The sequence below is a fragment of the Pseudomonas sp. TE3552 genome (assembly GCF_056278945.1).
In genome coordinates, this window is sequence record NZ_JBWBQJ010000001.1 from 3,705,935 (window position 1) to 3,725,737 (window position 19,803).

General features: G+C 60.2%; 20 protein-coding genes and 1 pseudogene. 10 read left to right on the top strand and 11 right to left on the bottom strand.

The features are described 5' to 3' along the window. Positions 1-155 precede the first annotated feature (155 nt). From fabA to ACZ9BB_RS16695, 3 genes are all read left to right on the top strand, one after another. The gene (fabA, locus tag ACZ9BB_RS16685) at positions 156-671 is read left to right on the top strand and encodes a 3-hydroxyacyl-[acyl-carrier-protein] dehydratase FabA (protein WP_476214684.1); all 516 of its coding nucleotides are present in this window, start codon (positions 156-158) and stop codon (positions 669-671) included. 11 nt (positions 672-682) lie between these two features. Beyond that, positions 683-1,903 (top strand): beta-ketoacyl-ACP synthase I, encoded by a 1,221-nt coding sequence (gene fabB / locus ACZ9BB_RS16690; protein ID WP_476214685.1) that lies wholly within the window; start codon positions 683-685, stop codon positions 1,901-1,903. 379 nt (positions 1,904-2,282) lie between these two features. Then, positions 2,283-2,471 (top strand): hypothetical protein, encoded by a 189-nt coding sequence (locus ACZ9BB_RS16695; protein ID WP_030130084.1) that lies wholly within the window; start codon positions 2,283-2,285, stop codon positions 2,469-2,471. A gap of 161 nt (positions 2,472-2,632) precedes the next feature. On the opposite strand, the gene ACZ9BB_RS16700 is transcribed toward ACZ9BB_RS16695, so the two are convergent. The 8 genes and pseudogenes from ACZ9BB_RS16700 to ACZ9BB_RS16735 all read right to left on the bottom strand — a co-directional run bounded on the left by ACZ9BB_RS16700 (position 2,633) and on the right by ACZ9BB_RS16735 (position 11,521). After that, on the bottom strand, positions 2,633-3,175 hold the full coding sequence (locus ACZ9BB_RS16700; RefSeq protein ID WP_007899055.1) for a DUF2058 domain-containing protein: 543 nt from the start codon (positions 3,173-3,175) through the stop codon (positions 2,633-2,635). A 28-nt stretch (positions 3,176-3,203) separates the two neighbouring features. Beyond that, positions 3,204-4,037, bottom strand: a complete 834-nt coding sequence (gene mazG / locus ACZ9BB_RS16705; protein WP_476214686.1) for a nucleoside triphosphate pyrophosphohydrolase — start codon at positions 4,035-4,037, stop codon at positions 3,204-3,206. 80 nt (positions 4,038-4,117) lie between these two features. After that, a complete protein-coding gene (relA, locus tag ACZ9BB_RS16710) occupies positions 4,118-6,361 on the bottom strand; it encodes a GTP diphosphokinase (RefSeq protein ID WP_476214687.1) in 2,244 nt (747 codons plus the stop codon). A 128-nt stretch (positions 6,362-6,489) separates the two neighbouring features. Beyond that, a complete protein-coding gene (gene rlmD / locus ACZ9BB_RS16715; RefSeq protein ID WP_476214688.1) occupies positions 6,490-7,842 on the bottom strand; it encodes a 23S rRNA (uracil(1939)-C(5))-methyltransferase RlmD in 1,353 nt (450 codons plus the stop codon). Next, a complete protein-coding gene (cysM, locus tag ACZ9BB_RS16720) occupies positions 7,842-8,744 on the bottom strand; it encodes a cysteine synthase CysM (protein ID WP_476214689.1) in 903 nt (300 codons plus the stop codon). Before cysM ends, rlmD begins: the two co-directional genes overlap by 1 nt. 107 nt (positions 8,745-8,851) lie before the next feature. After that, on the bottom strand, positions 8,852-9,874 hold the full coding sequence (locus ACZ9BB_RS16725; protein ID WP_476214690.1) for a PDDEXK nuclease domain-containing protein: 1,023 nt from the start codon (positions 9,872-9,874) through the stop codon (positions 8,852-8,854). 182 nt (positions 9,875-10,056) lie between these two features. Continuing rightward, positions 10,057-10,785, bottom strand: a pseudogene (locus ACZ9BB_RS16730) (sensor histidine kinase); the annotation flags it as partial. A gap of 13 nt (positions 10,786-10,798) precedes the next feature. Beyond that, positions 10,799-11,521, bottom strand: a complete 723-nt coding sequence (locus tag ACZ9BB_RS16735) for a response regulator transcription factor (RefSeq protein WP_476214691.1) — start codon at positions 11,519-11,521, stop codon at positions 10,799-10,801. A 214-nt stretch (positions 11,522-11,735) separates the two neighbouring features. On the opposite strand from ACZ9BB_RS16735, the gene ACZ9BB_RS16740 reads away from it, so the two are divergent. Continuing rightward, positions 11,736-14,486: a response regulator gene (locus ACZ9BB_RS16740; RefSeq protein ID WP_476214692.1), complete on the top strand. Its 2,751-nt coding sequence runs from the start codon at positions 11,736-11,738 to the stop codon at positions 14,484-14,486. 96 nt (positions 14,487-14,582) lie between these two features. After that, positions 14,583-15,572 carry a 2-hydroxyacid dehydrogenase gene (locus ACZ9BB_RS16745; RefSeq protein WP_476214693.1) on the top strand — a complete coding sequence of 330 codons (990 nt, stop codon included), beginning with the start codon at positions 14,583-14,585 and terminating at the stop codon, positions 15,570-15,572. 7 nt (positions 15,573-15,579) lie between these two features. Here ACZ9BB_RS16745 and ACZ9BB_RS16750 read toward each other — a convergent pair whose 3' ends face one another. Then, positions 15,580-15,975 carry a hypothetical protein gene (locus tag ACZ9BB_RS16750; protein ID WP_476214694.1) on the bottom strand — a complete coding sequence of 132 codons (396 nt, stop codon included), beginning with the start codon at positions 15,973-15,975 and terminating at the stop codon, positions 15,580-15,582. Positions 15,976-16,109: 134 nt separating this feature from the next. Between ACZ9BB_RS16750 and ACZ9BB_RS16755 the strand changes: the two genes are divergently transcribed. Continuing rightward, positions 16,110-16,544 carry a hypothetical protein gene (locus tag ACZ9BB_RS16755; RefSeq protein ID WP_476214695.1) on the top strand — a complete coding sequence of 145 codons (435 nt, stop codon included), beginning with the start codon at positions 16,110-16,112 and terminating at the stop codon, positions 16,542-16,544. Beyond that, the gene (locus tag ACZ9BB_RS16760) at positions 16,544-16,948 is read left to right on the top strand and encodes an META domain-containing protein (RefSeq protein ID WP_476214696.1); all 405 of its coding nucleotides are present in this window, start codon (positions 16,544-16,546) and stop codon (positions 16,946-16,948) included. The genes ACZ9BB_RS16755 and ACZ9BB_RS16760 overlap by 1 nt, the downstream gene beginning before the upstream one ends. Positions 16,949-17,070: 122 nt before the next feature. Here ACZ9BB_RS16760 and ACZ9BB_RS16765 read toward each other — a convergent pair whose 3' ends face one another. Continuing rightward, entirely contained in the window at positions 17,071-17,538 is a 468-nt protein-coding gene (locus ACZ9BB_RS16765; RefSeq protein WP_476214697.1) for a TlpA disulfide reductase family protein, read from the bottom strand. 113 nt (positions 17,539-17,651) lie between these two features. On the opposite strand from ACZ9BB_RS16765, the gene arsC reads away from it, so the two are divergent. The 3 genes from arsC to ACZ9BB_RS16780 are packed head-to-tail and all read left to right on the top strand — an operon-like array spanning position 17,652 to position 19,025. Beyond that, positions 17,652-18,005 (top strand): arsenate reductase (glutaredoxin), encoded by a 354-nt coding sequence (gene arsC / locus ACZ9BB_RS16770; protein WP_476214698.1) that lies wholly within the window; start codon positions 17,652-17,654, stop codon positions 18,003-18,005. After that, entirely contained in the window at positions 18,002-18,598 is a 597-nt protein-coding gene (gene wrbA, locus ACZ9BB_RS16775; protein WP_476214699.1) for an NAD(P)H:quinone oxidoreductase, read from the top strand. Before arsC ends, wrbA begins: the two co-directional genes overlap by 4 nt. 1 nt (position 18,599) lies before the next feature. Beyond that, positions 18,600-19,025, top strand: a complete 426-nt coding sequence (locus ACZ9BB_RS16780) for a DUF2069 domain-containing protein (protein WP_476214700.1) — start codon at positions 18,600-18,602, stop codon at positions 19,023-19,025. Between the two features lie 44 nt (positions 19,026-19,069). Here the strand turns inward: ACZ9BB_RS16780 and ACZ9BB_RS16785 are convergent, their stop codons facing one another. Continuing rightward, a complete protein-coding gene (locus tag ACZ9BB_RS16785) occupies positions 19,070-19,744 on the bottom strand; it encodes a DNA-3-methyladenine glycosylase I (RefSeq protein WP_476214701.1) in 675 nt (224 codons plus the stop codon). Positions 19,745-19,803 lie beyond the last annotated feature (59 nt).

Genomic DNA, 19,803 nt, shown 5'->3' on the forward strand with positions numbered 1-19,803 from the left:
TAATTTCAGTGCACAAGTGTACATTCATGTCCTTGGCGCTGTGACTTTCACCACAACGCAATAGTCTATGAGTAGGCTGCTGACTCGAGGCATGAACGCTTCGATCGGCCGGGAAGATTCGCCCACCCTGCCGCATGGACTATTGAGGAGCTCGCATGACCAAACAAAACGCCTTTACTCGGGAAGACCTGCTGCGCTGCAGTCGCGGTGAGCTGTTCGGCCCAGGTAACGCGCAACTGCCCGCCCCGAACATGCTGATGGTCGATCGCATCACTCTGATCAGTGAAGAGGGTGGCAAGTACGGCAAAGGTGAATTGGTCGCCGAGCTGGATATCACTCCGGACCTGTGGTTCTTCGCCTGCCACTTCGAAGGTGATCCGGTGATGCCGGGCTGCCTGGGCCTCGATGCCATGTGGCAACTGGTCGGTTTCTTCCTCGGCTGGCAAGGTCTGCCGGGCCGCGGTCGCGCCCTGGGCTCGGGCGAAGTAAAATTCTTTGGCCAGGTACTGCCGACGGCCAAGAAAGTCACCTATAACATTCAAATCAAACGCATCCTCAAAGGCAAACTGAACCTGGCTATCGCCGATGGTTCCGTGACCGTTGACGGCCGCGAAATCTATACCGCCGAAGGCCTTCGGGTCGGCGTTTTCACTTCCACTGACAACTTCTAAGGGTTATCCGCATGCGCCGCGTCGTTATCACTGGTCTGGGCATCGTTTCGTGCCTGGGCAATGACAAAGAGACCGTCTCCGCTAACCTGCGTGCAAGCCGCCCTGGCATCCGGTTCAACCCGGAATATGCCGAAATGGGTCTGCGTAGCCAGGTTTCCGGCTCCATTGACCTTCCCCTCGAAGAGCTGATCGATCGCAAGATCTATCGCTTCGTCGGCCACGCGGCGGCTTACGCCTACCTGGCCATGAAAGATGCCATCGCTGACTCCGGCCTGACCGAAGAGCAGGTTTCCAACGTGCGTACCGGCCTGATCGCCGGTTCCGGTGGCGCGTCGACCTTGAACCAGATGGAAGCGCTGGACATCCTGCGCGAGAAAGGCGTCAAGCGCGTCGGCCCGTACCGCGTCACGCGGACCATGGGCAGCACCGTTTCGGCTTGCCTGGCGACGCCGTTCAAGATCAAGGGTGTGAATTACTCGATCTCCTCCGCGTGCGCCACCAGTGCTCACTGCATCGGTAACGCTGTGGAGCAGATCCAGATGGGCAAGCAGGACATCGTGTTCGCTGGCGGCGGTGAAGAAGAACACTGGAGCCAATCGTTCCTGTTCGACGCCATGGGCGCCCTGTCCAGCCAGTACAACGAAACCCCGGAAAAAGCTTCCCGTGCCTACGACGCCAAGCGTGACGGTTTCGTCATCGCCGGCGGTGGCGGCATGGTCGTAGTCGAAGAGCTGGAACACGCTCTGGCCCGTGGCGCGAAGATCTACGCGGAAATCGTTGGCTACGGCGCGACCTCCGACGGCTACGACATGGTCGCCCCAAGCGGCGAAGGCGCCATCCGCTGCATGCAGATGGCCATGGCCACCGTCGACACTCCGATTGACTACCTGAACACCCACGGCACCTCGACTCCGGTCGGCGACGTCATGGAAATGAAAGGTGTGCGTGAAGTGTTCGGCGACAAGGCCCCGGCCATCAGCTCCACCAAGAGCCTGTCGGGTCACTCCCTGGGCGCCGCTGGCGTTCACGAAGCGATCTACTGCCTGCTGATGATGGAAGGCAACTTCATGGCGGGCTCCGCCAACATCGACGAACTGGACCCGGAAGTGGCAGACATGCCAATCCTGACCAAGACTCGCGAAGACGCCACCATCAACACGGTGATGAGCAACAGCTTCGGCTTCGGTGGCACCAATGCCACGCTGGTACTGAAGCGCTGGCAGGGTAAGTAATACCCTGTCGATTCGCCGTAAATAAAAACGCCCCGACTGGTTCGGGGCGTTTTTTTTGTGCCTGTAAATAATGTTCATGATGCGTGGATTGCTCTTGTAGGAGCCAGGCTTGCCGGCGAAGGCGTATTCAAGGACGCTTTCGCCGGCAAGCCTGGCTCCTACAGGTACAAGCCGCGTTTTCTGTCTCGCAAACATGAAACATTTGTCATGAAACTCAGCGACCTGCGACTGAATGTCGCGTATTTCGCGGGCTGCAGGACTTTTGCCGATTCTGCAAAAATTCGCTACCGAACTCTGCCATTTACTTAGCCAGCTAACAAATCATATAACAAAGGCCTGCACACGCCTTGCTGCAGATAACAGAGATTGGAGCTAGCAGATGACTGTAAAAGTAACTGAACGCGACGATTCACATATGTCCCATGAAGGCATCGCCGCCGGTATCCGCATCTGGGATGTACATCAACAAGACCTGCTGGTCGGGATGTTCCACTCCGAGACCGAAGCCCACCAGTACAAGGCCGAACTGGAAACACTGGAGCAGCAACGCGAAGCGCGTTCTGCATAACCACCGCATTGAAAACGACAAAACCCTGAACCAGTGAGAAACTGTGGCGAGGGAGCTTGCTCCCGCTTGAGTGCGTAGCACTCACAAAAATCGGCAATTGCTGCCAGATTTTCAGGGCCGCTACGCAGCCCAACGCGAGCAAGCTCGCTCGCCACAAAGGCTTACCACATCAGATCATCAGGAATCTGATAAGCCGCGTACGGATCGTCTTCGGCGCTGACTTCTTCTGTCTTCACATTCAGCTGCACGATGCGCTGTGGATCGCGCTCCTGGATCTTCAGGGCCGCTTCACGAGGGATCACTTCGTAACCGCCGGCATGATGCACGATCGCCAGCGAGCCGCTGCTGAGCTTGTTGCGCATCAGCGTGTTGACGGAGATGCGCTTGACCTTCTTGTCGTCGACGAAGTTGTAGTAGTCCTCGGTGGTCAGCTTGGGCAGGCGCGAGACTTCGATCAACTGCTTGACCTGGGCCGCACGGGCCTTCGCTTCAGCCTTCTCTTGTTGCTGGCGGTTCAGCTCCTGATCGCGCTTGACCTTCTCGGCCATGGCTTCCTGAGCGGCACGCTGCTGGGAGTCATCGAGTTCGATCTGGCCTTTGTGGGCCAGACGTTGCTGCTTCTGCTTCTCTTTGCCGACCTGTTTGGCCTGCTTTTGGTTGACCAGCCCTGCTTTGAGCAACTGGTCGCGAAGGGAAATGCTCATGGTGCTTATTTCTCACTTAGGCAACAGCTCAGCCGCAGCTGGGCAAATTCTTTTCCTGACGTTTGGCTTCGCCCCACAAGGCGTCCAACTCTTCGAGGGTGCAATCTTCTATGGGACGGTGGGTGTCGCGCAATGCCTGTTCGATAAATCGGAAGCGTCTTTCAAACTTCGAGTTCGCGCCGCGCAGTGCGGTTTCCGGATCGACCTTGAGGTGTCGCGCCAGATTGACCACGGAAAACAGCAGGTCGCCGACTTCATCGGCAATCGCTGCCGAGTCATTGTCGGCCATGGCTTCGAGCACTTCGTCGAGCTCTTCGCGAACCTTGTCGAGCACCGGCAACGCGTCCGGCCAGTCGAAACCGACCTGCCCTGCACGCTTCTGCAGTTTTGCCGAACGGGACAGCGCCGGCAGCGCCGCGGGCACATCATCGAGCAAGGACAACTGCTGCGGCGCCGAAGACTTCTCGGCGCGTTCTTCAGCCTTGATCTCTTCCCAACGCTGCTTGACCTGCTCCTCACTCAAACGCGCGATGTCCAGCGGTGCGTACAGATCACCAGTGGGGAACACGTGAGGATGACGGCGGATCAACTTGCGCGTGATGCTATCGACCACGCCCGCAAACTCGAAGCGCCCTTCTTCCCGCGCCAGTTGGCTGTAATAAACCACCTGGAACAACAAGTCGCCCAACTCACCCTGCAAGTGATCGAAGTCGCCACGCTCGATGGCGTCGGCGACTTCGTAGGCTTCCTCGAGGGTGTGCGGGACGATGGTGGCGTAAGTTTGCTTGATGTCCCACGGGCAGCCGTATTGCGGGTCGCGCAGACGGTTCATCAGGTGCAACAGGTCTTCAAGTGAATACATCTTTCAAAATCTCTACATACCTGTAGGAGCGCCGCACCGCTCGCTCCTACAGGTTCACCATCAATTTCCGTGCAGGCCACTCACGGTGTGCGGTTACGGCGGGTTTCGATGATGTTCGGCAACTGGGAAATCCGCCCCAGCAACCGCCCCAGCGCATCCAGCCCCGGAATCTCGATGGTCAGGGACATCAACGCCGTGTTGTCCTCTTTGTTCGAGCGGGTGTTGACCGCCAGCACGTTGATCCGCTCGTTGAGCAGCACCTGCGACACGTCACGCAGCAGACCGGAGCGATCGTAGGCACGGATGATGATGTCCACCGGATAGGTGAGCACCGGCACCGGGCCCCAGCTGACCTGGATGATCCGCTCCGGCTCGCGCCCGGCAAGTTGCAGCACCGAGGCGCAGTCCTGACGGTGGATGCTCACACCACGGCCCTGGGTGATGTAACCGACGATGGCATCCCCCGGCAACGGTTGGCAGCAGCCGGCCATCTGGGTCATCAGGTTGCCGACGCCCTGGATCTGGATGTCGCCGCGCTTGCCCGGTTTGTAGCCGGTAGCTTTGCGAGGGATCAGCTCCAATTGCTCGTTGCCGCGTTCCGGCTCGACCAGTTGCTGCGCCAGGTTCACCAGTTGCGCCAGGCGCAAGTCGCCTGCACCCAATGCGGCGAACATGTCCTCAGCGGTCTTCATGTTGGCCTTCTCGGCCAGCTTGTCGAAATCCACCTGTGGCAGGCCGAGGCGATTGAGTTCGCGCTCGAGCAAGGTTTTGCCGGCCGCGACGTTCTGGTCACGCGCCTGCAGTTTGAACCAGTGAACGATCTTCGCCCGCGCCCGCGAGGTGGTGACGTAACCCAGGTTCGGGTTCAGCCAGTCGCGGCTCGGGGTACCGTGCTTGCTGGTGATGATCTCGACCTGTTCACCGGTTTGCAGGCTGTAGTTGAGCGGCACGATCCGCCCGTTGATCTTGGCGCCGCGGCAGTTGTGACCGATTTCGGTGTGCACGCGGTAGGCGAAGTCCAGCGGTGTTGCGCCTTTGGGCAAGTCGATGGCGTGACCGTCCGGGGTGAAGATGTAGACCCGGTCCGGCTCGATATCGACCCGCAGTTGTTCGGCAAGGCCGCCAATATCACCCAGCTCTTCGTGCCACTCGAGAACCTGACGCAGCCAGGAGATTTTCTCTTCATAGTGGTTGGAGCCGGACTTGACGTCGGTGCCCTTGTACTTCCAGTGCGCACACACGCCCAGCTCGGCTTCTTCGTGCATGGCGTGGGTGCGGATCTGCACTTCCAGCACCTTGCCCTCAGGGCCGATCACCGCGGTGTGCAGCGAGCGGTAGCCGTTCTCTTTCGGGTTGGCGATGTAGTCGTCGAACTCTTTCGGGATGTGCCGCCACAGGGTGTGGACGATGCCGAGCGCGGTATAGCAGTCGCGCATTTCCGGCACCAACACGCGAACGGCGCGCACGTCGTAGATCTGGCTGAACTCCAGGCCCTTGCGCTGCATTTTGCGCCAGATCGAATAGATGTGTTTGGCCCGGCCGCTGATGTCGGCTTCAACGCCGGTAGCCTGCAATTCGACTTTCAGCTGGTTCATCACATCGGCGATGAAACGCTCGCGATCCAGCCGTCGCTCGTGGAGCAACTTGGCGATCTGCTTGTACTGCTCCGGCTCCAGGTAACGGAAGGACAAGTCCTCCAGTTCCCACTTGATGTGACCGATACCGAGGCGGTGGGCAAGCGGCGCGTAAATGTCGAAGACTTCACGGGCCACGCGGTTGCGCTTCTCGTCGTCGGCGGTTTTCACCGCACGGATCGCGCAGGTGCGTTCGGCCAGTTTGATCAGCGCGACACGCACGTCATCGACCATGGCCACCAGCATCTTGCGCAGGTTTTCCACCTGGCCCTGGGTGCCCAGCACCAGCGATTGACGGGGGCTCAGGCTGGCACTGATCGCCGCCATGCGCAACACGCCGTCGATGAGTTTGGCGACCACCGGGCCGAAGCGCTGGCTGACCGCCGGCAACTGGATCTGGCCTTCACGCACGCCGCGGTACAAGACCGCTGCGACCAACGAATCCTGATCGAGTTTGAGGTCGGCGAGAATCTCGGCGATCTCAAGGCCGGTGCGAAAACTCGAGGTCCCTTCGGACCACAGATTCTTCGCCGCATTGGCTTGTTGTTCGGCCTCGCGAGCGAACTCGCAGGCTTCCTTCAAGGCTTCGCGATCCAGTGCCGCATCGACACTGACCGCATGATCGAGCCAAGCCTCGAGATTGATACTGCCGTCGGTGTTGATCGGCTGGTGTGCTCTCACCTGTACCATCTTGCTTTACCTTCCCTACGACGCAGATTCAATGCGTCAAATCGCTGACCTTTGCTGCCCATGTGCACTCGCGGGGCTAAGACGAATGCGCTTTGCACGAGCGGGTCAGTCGGACCAGACGAGCCTTCCTAGCTCGCTTCAAATAACGCCATGGCCTCGACATGTGCCGTTTGAGGAAACATATCGAGAATCCCGGCACGTTTTAACCGGTAGCCCTGCTTGATCAATTCGACCGTGTCGCGCGCCAGAGTTGCAGGGTTGCACGACACATACACCAAGCGTTTGGCACCCAGGGACGCCAGCTTGCGCACCACCTCGAAAGCACCATCGCGAGGTGGGTCCAAGAGTACCGCACAAAAGCCTTCGCTGGCCCATTCGGCATCAGCCAAAGGCTGGGATAAATCGGCCTGAAAAAATTTCGCGTTATGCAAATTATTGCTAGCGGCGTTCGCGGCAGCCCGTTCGACCATCGCCTGCACACCTTCCACCGCCACCACCTCGCGAACGGTCTTGGCCAGCGGCAAGGCAAAGTTGCCCAACCCGCAGAACAAGTCCAGAACCCGCTCATCCGCTGCAGGCTTCAACCACTCCAGCGCCTGGGCGACCATCGCTTCGTTGATCCCGGCGTTGACCTGGATGAAATCTCCCGGCCGATACGCCAGGTTCAAGTCCCACTGCTCAAGGCGATAGCCCAGGGACTGACCGGCCTCGACCGGTTGCGGCTCGCCGTCGCCATGCAGCCATAACTGGGCTTCATGCAACGCGCAGAATTCCTTGAGGATCGTCATGTCGGCTTCGGACAACGGTGCCATGTGCCGCAGCAATACCGCCAATGACGAACCGCTGAACAACTCCACATGCCCTAGCGCCTGCGGTTTGCTCAAGCGCCGGAGCATGTCCGGCAAGCGGGCCATGATCGGTTGCAAGGGCTGTACCAGCACCGGGCATTCGTTGATGGCGACGATGTCCTGACTGCCAGCGGCGCGGAAACCGACTTCGAGTTTTTTCGCCTTCATGTCCCAGCGCACTGCCACCCGGGCGCGACGACGGTAACCGAATTCCGGACCGCTCAACGGCTCGGCCCACGCTTCGGGTTCGACACCGGCGACCCGCGACAGCTGCTCGGCGAGCATGCGCTGTTTCAGGGCGAGCTGTTCGTTGTGGGGCAGATGCTGCACGCTGCAACCGCCGCAGCGAGCGGCATGGGCGCACGGCGCCGGGCGGCGCAATTCACTGGCCTGGAACACACGCTCGGTGCGCGCCTCGACCACTTTGCCGTGAGCGCCCAGAACCCGCGCCTCGACTTCTTCACCGGCCAATGCGCCGATGACGAACCAGGTACGACCTTCGAAAAACGCAATACCGCGACCGTCATTGGCCAGGCGCTCGATGCTCAAGCGCTGCTTTTTGCCGGTCGGGACTTGCGGCGCCTTGCTGCCGCCAGTGGGCTGGAAGCGCAGGCCTCTCTCTTGCTTGGCCATCAGTTGGGCGCGTCGAAAATGCCGGTCGACAAGTAACGGTCGCCACGGTCGCAGATGATCGCGACGATCACCGCGTTTTCAACTTCTCTGGACAGACGCAGCATCGCCGCCACGGCACCGCCCGAGGACACGCCGCAGAAAATGCCTTCTTCGCGAGCCAGACGACGGGTCACGTCTTCGGCTTCGCTTTGCGCCATGTCGACGATCCGGTCCACGCGATCGGCCTGGTAGATCTTCGGCAGGTATTCCTGCGGCCAGCGACGGATGCCGGGAATTGCCGAGCCTTCCATCGGTTGCAGGCCGATGATCTGCACGTTCTCGTTCTGTTCTTTCAGGTAGCGCGAGACGCCCATTATGGTGCCGGTGGTGCCCATCGAGCTGACGAAATGCGTGATGGTGCCCTGGGTCTGACGCCAGATTTCCGGACCGGTGGTGGTGTAGTGCGCCTCGGGGTTGTCACCGTTGGCGAACTGATCCAGCACTTTGCCGCGGCCTTCGGCTTCCATTCGCTGGGCGAGGTCGCGGGCGCCTTCCATGCCTTCTTCCTGGCTGACCAGAATCAGCTCGGCGCCATACGCCGTCATGGCGGCCTTACGCTCGGCGCTGGAGTTGTCCGGCATGATCAGGATCATCTTGTAACCCTTGATCGCGGCGGCCATGGCCAGGGCGATCCCAGTATTACCCGAGGTCGCTTCGATCAGCGTATCGCCAGCGTGGATCTGTCCGCGCAATTCGGCGCGGGTGATCATCGACAGCGCCGGACGGTCCTTGACCGAACCCGCCGGGTTGTTCCCTTCGAGCTTGAGCAAAAGCGTGTTGCTGGTCTCGCCAGGCAGGCGCTGCAAACGAACCAGCGGAGTGTTGCCGACGCAATCGGCGATGGTTGGGTACTGCAAGGTCATGGCGTATTCGCAATCCAGACTGCGGGGGTGCCTATCATACCGGCAAACGTGCGCAGGCCATATCACGCAAAGTGAGGGGCTTATGGCTAATGGGAATAAGGGCTGGATCAGTACCCTTCATCTTGCGCGACATTCAATGCATAGAACTCATGCAACTTGGCCTGCAACAACTGTTTGTCCGGTAGCTGCACCTGGTATTCAGCAATCAGCGCTGGCGAAAGGCTGCGGTTAAGGGCGTACTCGACCACTTCATCATCCTTGCTGGCGCAGAGCAATACACCAATGGCCGGGTTTTCGTGGGGTTTGCGCTCCTTGCGATCCAGCGCTTCCAGATAGAAATCCAGCTTGCCCAAATACTCCGGCTCAAATCGACCGACCTTGAGCTCAATGGCTACCAGACAGTTGAGCCCACGGTGGAAGAACAGCAGATCCAGGGCGAAATCACGCCCGCCGACTTGCAGCGGGTATTGGGAGCCGACAAAGCAGAAGTCGCGACCCAGTTCGATCAAAAACTCCTTGAGACGCGCCAGCAGCCCCTTATGCAGATCGGTTTCGGCATGGCCGCCAGGCAGGTCGAGAAACTCGACCATGTAGGCATCGCGGAAAATCTCAAGCGCCGCAGGGTGAGTGTGTCTTAGCACTGCGGAAGTTTTTGCCGGTTGGGTCACGCTACGCTCGAACAGTGCTGCTTTGAACTGACGTTCCAACTCGCGCTTCGACCACTTCTCCTGAACCGCCATACGTAGATAAAACTCCCGCTCTTCCGGGCGTTTGCCCTGACTGAAGATGACCAGATTATGGGTCCAGGGTATTTGTCTCACCAGCGGTGAGACTTTCTCGTCACCCCGGTAAGTCTCGTAGAACTGACGCATGCGGAATAGATTGGGGCGGGTAAAGCCACGCAACCCTGGTTGAGTCTTAGCCAAATGCTCAGCCAATTGACTGACCACAGAATCACCCCACTCAGCCCTTTCCAGCTTGCGGCTGATATAGGCACCCACCTGCCAATACAGCTCGATCAGCTGAGTATTCACCGCCTGCATGGCTTGCTGTTTGGCACTTTGAATCAGCGCAAGTACTTCATTGAAACGGTCGTCGGTTGCGTTGTCGGGGACGCTGGATGCATTCATGCCAAATTCATTGGGGACGAGGAAAAACGCGAGTCTATTCCGTCGAATCAGGCATAAGGTGTCGGTAATACCCTTTAGGAAAGGTCGTACAAATAAACGGGAACGCTCCGGCAAAAGCAGAACGGCGGTGGCTGGAAGAGCCGCATCGCGAGCAAGCTCGCTCCCACAGGAGTCGAGGTTGATCACACTATCTGTGGCTTACACACACCCAATATGGGAGCGAGCCTGCTCGCGAGGGCGTCCTTAAAGATGCCATCACGCTCAGTCACCAACCGCATATTCAGCCGCAATCCACGTCCAGTATTCTCCGCCCAAAGCCGCCCACCCTGCCTCTGCACCGCATTCCTCGCAATGCTCAAACCCAACCCGAACCCACCATCCCCCGGCCGCGAACCATCGAGCCGGATGAACGGCGAGAAGATCCGCTCAAGATCCTCGTCAGCCACTCCACCGCCCTCGTCTTCCAGCCATAGGTGCCAGCAGTCGCCATCGCGCCGGCCATCGAGCGTCACGATGCCGCCCTTCGGAGAATGACGAATGGCGTTGCGCAGAATGTTTTCCAGCGCCTGGGCCAAGGTATTGAGATGGCCGCGCACCCAGCAGGAGGCATCCAATGCACAGTGCAACTGACTCGCCGGCCAGCCGCTTTCATAGCAGGCATTTTCCGTGAGCATTTCCCACAAGGCCTGGACCTGGATCGCTTCGTCGGGCAACGGCGCACGCTCGGTGTCGAGCCAGACCAGTTGCAGGGCGTCCTCGACCAGACGCTGCATGCCATCGACTTCCCGGCTGATGCGCTCGCGCAATTGCTCCAGGTCCTGCTCACTTTCGCAGGCCACCCGCAGCCGGCTCAGCGGTGTGCGCAATTCGTGGGACAGGTCACGCAGCAATTGCTGTTGCAAGGCCATCGTACGGCCCGGCACGTCAGACCACGTCATCGGCCACACTCAATACATAGCCCTTGCCCCAGACCGTATGCACTTCGCGCTCGGTGTAACCGATAGCCTTGAGTTTGCGGCGAATCTGGCTGATGTGCATGTCGAGGCTGCGGTCATGGGGCGCATAACCTCTCTGCAACACCTGCTGATAAAGGAACGCCTTGCTCAGCACTTCGTCGCCGTTACGGTTCAGCGTGTCCAGCAGCCGGTATTCGCTGCGGGTCAGGCCCGCAGCGTGCGAGCCAAAAAAAACCTCGCACAGTTCATCGTCGAAACACAGGTTGTCCGCCGCGGGGGCAATCGGTGCCGGCGCTGGCCGACGGTCGAACGCCACCCGCCGCAGGATCGCTTCGATGCGCACCCGCAACTCGGCCATGCTGAAGGGTTTGGGCAGGTAATCGTCGGCCCCGAGGCGAAAGCCACTGATGCGATCCGCCTCGGCGCCCAGCGCCGACATCAGCACCACCGGGGTGGAATGGCTCTGGCGCAATTGGGTCAACACCGTCAAGCCATCCAGCCCCGGCAGCAGGATATCCATCAACACCACATCGAAGGTTTGCTGGCGCGCAATGGCCAGACCTTCCCGCCCGTTCTGGCACCAGGTCACCTGAAAGCCGCAGCGCCCCAGATGCTCATGAACATAAGCACCGAGCACCAGATCGTCCTCGATGGAGAGGATTCTTGGATGGCCAACAGAGATGGGAGTCATGAGTATCTGCAAATAATTCTCAGTTGGCGATTATTCAAGATTGCCTTGTCGGGGGCAACCCAAGGTTTGCCCCCGACACCAAAGCACTGAACTAACCGACGAATGACGACATCAATTTTACGAAGATTGCCCGCATGCAAATCGCTACACTGCGCAGGTGGTGCATGCCGGACGCATGTGCAGGTCAATAAACAGCTGGATGCAGGAGAGATGCGTGCTCAAAAAACTGGGAATCAAAGGCCGCGTACTGTTGCTGACCCTGTTGCCGACCACCCTGATGGCGTTGGTCCTGGGCGGTTATTTCACCTGGATGCAGCAGTCGGACCTGCAATCGCAACTCATGCAGCGCGGCGAAATGATTGCCGAACAACTGGCGCCATTGGTGGCCCCGGCCATGGGTCGCAAAGACAACGAGCTGCTGGAGCGCATCGCCACCCAGTCCCTGGAACAAGCCGACGTGCGCGCGGTGACCTTCCTCGCCCCCGACCGCACGACGCTGGCCCATGCCGGCCCGACCATGCTCAACTCGGCGCCTTTGGGCAATGGTTCGCAGATGCTGCGCCGCAGTGGCAATGACGCCACTCGTTACTTGCTGCCAGTGTTCGGCAAGCACCGGAACCTTGCCGGCGACCTGATCCCCGATGAAGCCGACCGCCTGTTGGGCTGGGTCGAAATCGAACTGTCGCACAATGGCATGTTGCTGCGCGGTTACCGCAGCCTGTTCGCCAGCCTGCTGCTGATTGGCACGGGCCTGGCCGGTGCGGCGCTGTTGGCGTTGCGCATGGGCCGGACCATCAATCGACCGCTGAACCAGATCAAACAAGCAGTGACGTTGCTCAAGGACGGTCATCTGGAAACCCGCCTGCCGCCGCTCGGCAGCCAGGAACTGGATGAACTGGCGTCCGGCATCAACCGCATGGCCGGAACCCTGCAGAACGCTCAGGAAGAATTGCAAAACAGCGTCGACCAGGCCACCGAAGACGTGCGCCAGAATCTGGAAACCATCGAAATCCAGAACATCGAGCTGGACCTGGCGCGTAAAGAGGCCCTGGAAGCGAGCCGGATCAAATCCGAGTTCCTGGCCAATATGAGCCATGAAATCCGCACGCCGCTCAACGGCATTCTCGGCTTCACGCACCTGCTGCAAAAAAGCGAGTTGACCCCACGCCAGCTCGATTACCTGGGCACCATCGAAAAATCCGCCGACAGCCTGCTGGGGATCATCAACGAGATTCTTGACTTCTCGAAAATCGAGGCCGGCAAACTGGTACTCGACCATATTCCGTTCAACCTGCGCGACCTGCTACAGGACACGCTGACCATCCTCGCCCCGGCCGCCCACGCCAAGGAACTTGAGCTGGTGAGCCTGGTTTATCGCGACACGCCACTGTCGCTGGTGGGCGATCCACTGCGACTCAAGCAGATCCTCACCAACCTTGTGAGCAACGCGATCAAATTCACCCGCGAAGGCACTATCGTCGCCCGGGCCATGCTCGAAGAAGAGCACGAAGATAGCGTGCAACTGCGCATCAGCATTCAGGACACCGGCATCGGCCTGTCGAATCAGGACGTGCGCGCCCTGTTCCAGGCCTTCAGCCAGGCCGATAACTCGCTGTCCCGGCAACCGGGCGGCACCGGCCTTGGGCTGGTGATTTCCAAACGCCTGATCGAACAGATGGGCGGCGAGATCGGAGTCGACAGCACACCGGGCGAAGGCTCGGAATTCTGGATCAGCCTGAGCCTGCCCAAAACCCGTGACGATGCCGAAGACCTGCCCGGCCCACCGTTGCTCGGGCTTCGGGTGGCCGTCCTGGAAAATCATGAACTGGCCCGTCAGGCATTGCAGCATCAACTGGAAGACTGCGGCCTGGCCGTCACGCCGTTCAACACCCTGGAAAGCCTGGCCAACGGCGTGACCGGTGCCCATCAGACCGATCAGGCGATTGGTCTGGCGGTACTCGGCATCACCAGCAACGACATGCCGCCGGAGCGCCTCAACCAGCATATCTGGGACCTCGAACATCTGGGCTGCAGAGTGTTGGTGCTGTGCCCTACCACCGAACTGACGCTGTTCCACCTCTCGGTGCCCAACCCCCATAGCCAGCTCCAGGCCAAACCGGCCTGCACCCGCAAACTGCGTCGGGCCCTGTCTGATCTGATCAACCCGCGCCAGCAGCGCAGCGACCCCGCCGAGCCGGTTTCCAGCCGCGCGCCGAAGGTCCTTTGCGTCGACGACAACCCGGCCAACCTGCTGCTGGTGCAAACCCTGCTCGAAGACATGGGCGCCAAGGTACTCGCGGTGGAAAGCGGTTATGCCGCGGTCAAATCGGTGCAGCACGAGACCTTCGACCTGGTGCTGATGGATGTGCAGATGCCCGGCATGGATGGGCGTCAAAGCACCGAAGCGATTCGTCAGTGGGAAAGCGAGCGGCATTGCACGCCCCTGCCGATCGTCGCCCTCACCGCCCACGCGATGGCCAATGAAAAACGTGCGTTGCTGCAAAGCGGCATGGACGACTACCTGACCAAACCCATCAGCGAACGGCAACTGGCGCAGGTGGTGTTGAAATGGACCGGCCTGGCGTTGCGAAATCTGGGGCCTGAGCGTTCCAGTGAAAACCACGGCGGCAATGATTTGCAGGTGCTCGATCACGACGAAGGCCTGCGCCTGGCGGCTGGCAAGGCCGATCTGGCGGCGGATATGCTGGCAATGCTGCTGGCGTCGCTGGAAGCCGACCGCGAGGCCATCCGCGTCGCCCGTGAAGCCAACGACCAGAATGCCTTGATCGAGCGGGTCCATCGCCTGCATGGGGCAACCCGTTATTGCGGCGTACCGCAATTGCGTGCCGCCTGCCAGCGCAGCGAGACCCTGCTCAAGCAACAGGACCCCAAAGCCCCCAGCGCGCTGGAAGACCTCGATCGCGCCATCAATCGCCTGGCGGCCCAGGCACGCATCAATGCCTGATGCAGCGCAATAACACGGAGTGCCTGGAAGGCTAAGCTCAAATACATTCTGTGTAGCAGCTGCTGCTACAAGGTTTGAGACTTCCAGGAGGACAGCATGCGCACGATTCTTTTCAGCAGCCAGACCTACGACCGAGACAGTTTTCTCGCAGCCGACCTGCCCGCCGGCATCGAGCTGCATTTCCAGTCGGCGCGATTGAGCCTCGACACGGCGGCGCTGGCGGAGCATTACGAGGTTGTCTGTGCCTTCATCAATGATGACCTCAGCGCCCCGGTACTCGAACGCCTGGCCGCGGGCGGCACACGCCTGATTGCCTTGCGCTCGGCCGGCTACAACCATGTCGACCTCGCGGTGGCGAAACGCCTGGGGCTGGCGGTTGTGCGGGTCCCGGCCTACTCGCCCCATGCCGTGGCCGAACACGCAGTGGCGCTGATCCTGGCGCTCAACCGGCGCCTGCACCGTGCCTACAACCGTACCCGAGAAGGCGATTTCAGCCTGCACGGGCTGACCGGTTTCGACCTCGTGGGCAAGACCGTTGGCGTGGTCGGCACCGGGCAAATCGGCGCGACCTTCGCGAAAATCATGAACGGCTTCGGCTGCCGATTGCTGGCCTATGACCCCTATCCGAACCCGCAGGTCGAAGCCCTCGGCGCGCGCTACCTGAGCTTGCCGCAATTGCTGGCCGAGTCGCAGATCATCAGCCTGCACTGCCCGCTCAACGAGCAGAGCAAACACTTGATCAACAGTGAGTCACTGGCGCACATGCAGCCCGGCGCGATGCTGATCAACACCGGGCGCGGTGGCCTGGTCGACACGCCGGCGCTGATCGATGCGCTGAAGGATGGTCAACTGGGGTATCTGGGGCTGGATGTGTATGAAGAGGAAGCGCAGCTGTTCTTCGAGGACCGTTCCGACCTGCCACTGCAAGACGATGTGTTGGCGCGCCTGCTGACCTTCCCGAACGTGATCGTCACGGCTCACCAGGCCTTCCTGACTCGCGAAGCCCTGGGCGCGATTGCCGCGACGACCCTGCAGAACATCGCGGCCTGGGCCGCCGGTACGCCGCAGAACCGGGTCGAGCGCTGATCGGGGCTCAGGCCTTGGACAAGATAATCATCAGAGCCAGCCAGCCGAAACCTATCAAGCGTTGCCGCAGGGAATGTCCGGGACGTAGCAGGAACCAGACAAAAAAGGGTGGCAGAAAGAAAATCATCAGTTTCAGCCACAGTGCCACCGGACGCGGCCCACTGAGCGCCGGTGCAGTGACTTCGGCCTGGACTTCGGTTTTTCGTTTGCGCCCGAACGCGGCTGGGGTTACCCGAGGCACACTCTCATTGCTCGGCAAACGCCCGAAAGAAAGCGGTGTTTGCACCGGCGCTGCCGTCGAAGTGGCTGCTTGCACCGTTACCGCAGGTGCACCGCAATGAATGCAAGCAGGCGCCGTGGTACTGATGCTTTGCTTACATTCATAACACTCGATTAACGCCATGTCCGTTCCTTAGAAATGCAAAAGTAGCAGTGTGCCATGAGTCGACAAGTAATTTGAACCGGATCGAAGGTCACATGCCCGCGCCATGCTGCATTCATGCTCGTGCTAGCATACCGCGCATATTTGGAGGACCCATGGTCGAACACGATTTCCGCTACAGCCTGATGAACCCGCAACACACTCTCACCGAATGCCGCGCCCTGGTGCCGGGGCGTTATCAAGTCACCGGCAACGGCGGCTCGATTCGTAATAGCGACGTGCTGGTAGTGACCCTGAAAGGCAGCAAGGACTTGTCCATGCGCCTGACCGTCGAAACGGTTCGCCACTTGATCAACCCGCCGGGCCAATGGGTCGCGGTGGCCAGTGGTCCGGTGTTCGGCGAACTGGCGATCCACACCTGGCAAGTCAATTGCGACAGCTGCGCCAAAGAGCTCAGCTTTGAGTTCGCGGTCGACGCCAAGCTGGGCAACAAGGCCGAAAAACCGGCAGCCACCGCGCGAATTGCCGAATTGGGCTGGACGACTGTCGCCGAGAAGCACCTGTGCCCGAAATGCCAGGAGCCTGCGTGATGAAACACCTTGCCCTGACCACGATGGTTGGTGCCAGCCTGCTGGGTTGCGCCGCTACACCTGCGCAACTGCAACACAACCGCAGCTATATTCTGGAATGGATCGGCGAGCGTCCGCTGATGGACTACAGCCACCTGACCGTCACCCTCGGTGAAGACGGTCGGGCCTACGGCAACGGCGGCTGCAACCACTGGTTCGCGCCGTATTCCCTGGAAGGCGACAAGCTGAGCTTCGGCAAGATAGGCAGCACCCGCAAACTCTGCGCACCGGCCCTGATGGAGCAGGAGAAACGATTCCTGCAGGCACTGGAAAACGTCCAGCGTTGGGACGTTTCGCCGATCGACCAGATGCGCTTCTGGCCGGCCGAAGGCAAGCCGTTGCGTTGGTGGCTTGAAGAGGGTTGATCACCCTCGGTTGTAGCCAAGTGAATGACTGTGGCGAGGGAGCTTGCTCCCGCTGGGCTGCAAAGCAGCCCTAAACCCAGTCACCTTGTTTTGTCAGGTGTTCCGCGAATCGCCCTGCGCAATCAGTTGGTCGCCTGCAACGCCTCAAGCTTCGCCATCACGCCCGCCGCCGTCTGCTCGCCCATCAACTGTTCCCGCACCTTGCCCTTGTTATCGATGATGTACGTCACCGGCAACGCTTCACTGCGCGGCAATTCGAAAAGGTCGGCCGGGTCCTGGGCCAGCACGGTGAACGTGATCCCCAGTTTCTCACTGGCACTTTTCAGCTCTTCGCCCTGTACATTGTCGAAGTTGACCCCGAACACACCGATCTTCTTACCCTTGAGCTGCCCGGCCAGCACGTTCAACTCTGGAATCTCGGTACGGCACGGGCCGCACCATTCGGCCCAGTAATTGAGCACCAGCCATTGTTTGTCCAGGCGCTCGGCGGCGATTTTGTGGCCGTTCTGGTCAATGCCATAGTCGTTGCCGCAGCCCCCCAGCAATAACGCCCCCATGATCGCCAATGCCGCTGCCAGTCGCCTTTTCATGTCTCAATCCTTGTCAAAAATGGAATCGTCTGCGACCCATCGCCTCCCAAGGTTCTGGATTACGCGCCGCACAGTTAGAATAGCCGCCACCTTACGCAAGATGCGACCCGCACATGACCGATCTGACGCTTTATCACAACCCGCGCTGCTCGAAATCCCGCGGTGCGCTCGAACTGCTCGAAGCCCGTGGACTGACCCCGACGGTGGTCCGCTACCTGGAAACGCCGCTGGACGCCGCGCAAATCCAGAGCCTGCTGAGCAAACTCGGCATCGGCGCCCGGCAACTGCTGCGCACCGGCGAGGACGAGTACAAAACCCTCAACCTGGCTGACAGCAGTTTGAGCGAGGCGCAACTGATCGCCGCCATCGCCGCGCACCCGAAACTCATGGAGCGGCCGATTCTCGAAGTCGGCGACAAAGCCATCATCGGCCGTCCGCCGGAGCAAGTGCTGGAGTTGCTGCCGTGAGCGCGCCGTACATTCTGGTGCTGTATTACAGCCGCAGCGGCTCGACCAATGAAATGGCCCGGCAAATTGCCCGTGGCGTCGAGCAGGCCGGCCTTGAAGCCCGGTTGCGCACGGTGCCGGCGATCTCCACCGAATGCGAAGCCGTGTCGCCGGACATTCCCGACGAAGGCGCGCTGTACGCCAGCCTCGACGATTTGAAGAACTGCGCCGGCCTGGCCCTGGGCAGCCCGACCCGCTTCGGCAACATGGCCGCACCGCTCAAGTACTTTCTCGACGGCACCAGCAACCTGTGGCTGACCGGCGCCCTGGTGGGCAAACCGGCCGGGGTCTTCACCTCGACCGCGAGCCTGCACGGCGGCCAGGAAACCACCTTGTTGTCGATGATGTTGCCGCTGTTGCACCATGGCATGTTGATCACCGGCCTGCCTTACAGCGAATCGGCGCTGCTGGAAACCCGTGGCGGCGGCACGCCTTACGGTGCCAGCCATCACGCCGGGGCCGACGGCAAAAGCGGCTTGAACGAACATGAAGTCGCACTGTGCCGGGCCTTGGGCCTGCGTCTGGCAAAAACCGCGCAGAAACTGGAGCGCTAACGTGGCCAAGAAGCCGAAGATTCTGCCTTCCATCGAATGGCTTGAACCGCGAGTCAAGGCGATGCGCATCATCAGCCTGCTGTGTTTTTTTGGCCTGATGGGGCTGCTCTGTGCCTACTATCTGGTGTTCGCCGACCTGCATGGCGCGCGGCCGTGGGTGATTCTGTTGATCGAACTGGTGCCGTTGTTGTTGCTGGCGCCGGGGATGATCATCGGCAGCGCCCGCGGGCATTCGTGGATGTGTTTTGTGGTGAACCTGTATTTCATCAAGGGCGCATTGGCCGCGTATGACCCGAACCGGCAGCTGTTCGGTTTGCTGGAAATGGCCGCGAGCCTGGCGGTGTTCTGCTCGGCGCTGCTGTATGTGCGGTGGCGGTATCAGCTGAACCGCAAACTGGCCGGTGAAGGCGAGATCTCTGTCGCCTGACATATCGCCATCGCGGGCAAGCCCGCGATGGGGGCGACTCGGTATCAATGATTGACTGTGTACGCCAGCATCATCGAAATCTGGCTCATCGGCCGCCCACCACTCTCTTCATGCCACTGGTTGAATGCATTCTGCACCGTAGCCAGGTCGCGCAAACTGCTTGGCACTTTGTCGACGATTTTCTGCGCATTCAGCGCCGCCACCACGTCGTAGCTCGGCACGAAGGTATCCTTGCCGACCATGCGCAAGAATCGCGGTGCCGATAACCCGCCCAACTGATGCCCGTGTTTTTTCAGGTAGGTCCACAAGCCGACGATATCGGTCACTGGCCACTCAGCCAGCAAGGCACCAAAGCTGCCCTTCTCATGTGCGACATCCAGAATGAACTGCGCATTGCGCGGCACGCTCTTGAGCTTGCCCAGGTGGCGGATGATTCGCGCGTCCTGCATCAGGCGCTCCAGGTGTTCGGCGCTCATCAGCACGACTTTTTCCGGGTCGAACTTGAAGAACACCTCTTCGAACGCCGGCCACTTGGCATCTACCAGGCTGTGCTTGAGCCCGGCGCGAAACACGCGCAACGCCATGGTCGAGAGGTAGCGGTCATCGCTGATCTTGCGCAATTGCGCCGGGGTCTTGGGAACGGGCAGATGGGCTTCCAGTTCAGCTGCCGAACCGAAGCGGTTCAGACAGTACTCGTGCAGCCACTTGTAGTCGCGCATGCCCTCTCCTGAGGAATAAGAATCACCTGTGGGAGCGACCCGTGGCGATGCGGCGTTCC

What these genes read in the sequence shown, in the direction of transcription:
- fabA (WP_476214684.1), top strand. Translation starts at nt 156, where the DNA reads ATGACCAAACAAAACGCCTTTACTCGGGAAGACCTGCTGCGCTGCAGT.
- ACZ9BB_RS16695 (WP_030130084.1), top strand. Translation starts at nt 2,283, where the DNA reads ATGACTGTAAAAGTAACTGAACGCGACGATTCACATATGTCCCATGAA.
- ACZ9BB_RS16760 (WP_476214696.1), top strand. Translation starts at nt 16,544, where the DNA reads ATGAAACACCTTGCCCTGACCACGATGGTTGGTGCCAGCCTGCTGGGT.
- mazG (WP_476214686.1), bottom strand. Translation starts at nt 4,037, where the DNA reads ATGTATTCACTTGAAGACCTGTTGCACCTGATGAACCGTCTGCGCGAC.
- relA (WP_476214687.1), bottom strand. Translation starts at nt 6,361, where the DNA reads ATGGTACAGGTGAGAGCACACCAGCCGATCAACACCGACGGCAGTATC.
- ACZ9BB_RS16785 (WP_476214701.1), bottom strand. Translation starts at nt 19,744, where the DNA reads ATGCGCGACTACAAGTGGCTGCACGAGTACTGTCTGAACCGCTTCGGT.
- fabB (WP_476214685.1), top strand. Translation starts at nt 683, where the DNA reads ATGCGCCGCGTCGTTATCACTGGTCTGGGCATCGTTTCGTGCCTGGGC.
- ACZ9BB_RS16755 (WP_476214695.1), top strand. Translation starts at nt 16,110, where the DNA reads ATGGTCGAACACGATTTCCGCTACAGCCTGATGAACCCGCAACACACT.
- ACZ9BB_RS16725 (WP_476214690.1), bottom strand. Translation starts at nt 9,874, where the DNA reads ATGAATGCATCCAGCGTCCCCGACAACGCAACCGACGACCGTTTCAAT.
- ACZ9BB_RS16735 (WP_476214691.1), bottom strand. Translation starts at nt 11,521, where the DNA reads ATGACTCCCATCTCTGTTGGCCATCCAAGAATCCTCTCCATCGAGGAC.
- ACZ9BB_RS16700 (WP_007899055.1), bottom strand. Translation starts at nt 3,175, where the DNA reads ATGAGCATTTCCCTTCGCGACCAGTTGCTCAAAGCAGGGCTGGTCAAC.
- arsC (WP_476214698.1), top strand. Translation starts at nt 17,652, where the DNA reads ATGACCGATCTGACGCTTTATCACAACCCGCGCTGCTCGAAATCCCGC.
- rlmD (WP_476214688.1), bottom strand. Translation starts at nt 7,842, where the DNA reads ATGGCCAAGCAAGAGAGAGGCCTGCGCTTCCAGCCCACTGGCGGCAGC.
- ACZ9BB_RS16750 (WP_476214694.1), bottom strand. Translation starts at nt 15,975, where the DNA reads ATGGCGTTAATCGAGTGTTATGAATGTAAGCAAAGCATCAGTACCACG.
- ACZ9BB_RS16765 (WP_476214697.1), bottom strand. Translation starts at nt 17,538, where the DNA reads ATGAAAAGGCGACTGGCAGCGGCATTGGCGATCATGGGGGCGTTATTG.
- cysM (WP_476214689.1), bottom strand. Translation starts at nt 8,744, where the DNA reads ATGACCTTGCAGTACCCAACCATCGCCGATTGCGTCGGCAACACTCCG.
- ACZ9BB_RS16745 (WP_476214693.1), top strand. Translation starts at nt 14,583, where the DNA reads ATGCGCACGATTCTTTTCAGCAGCCAGACCTACGACCGAGACAGTTTT.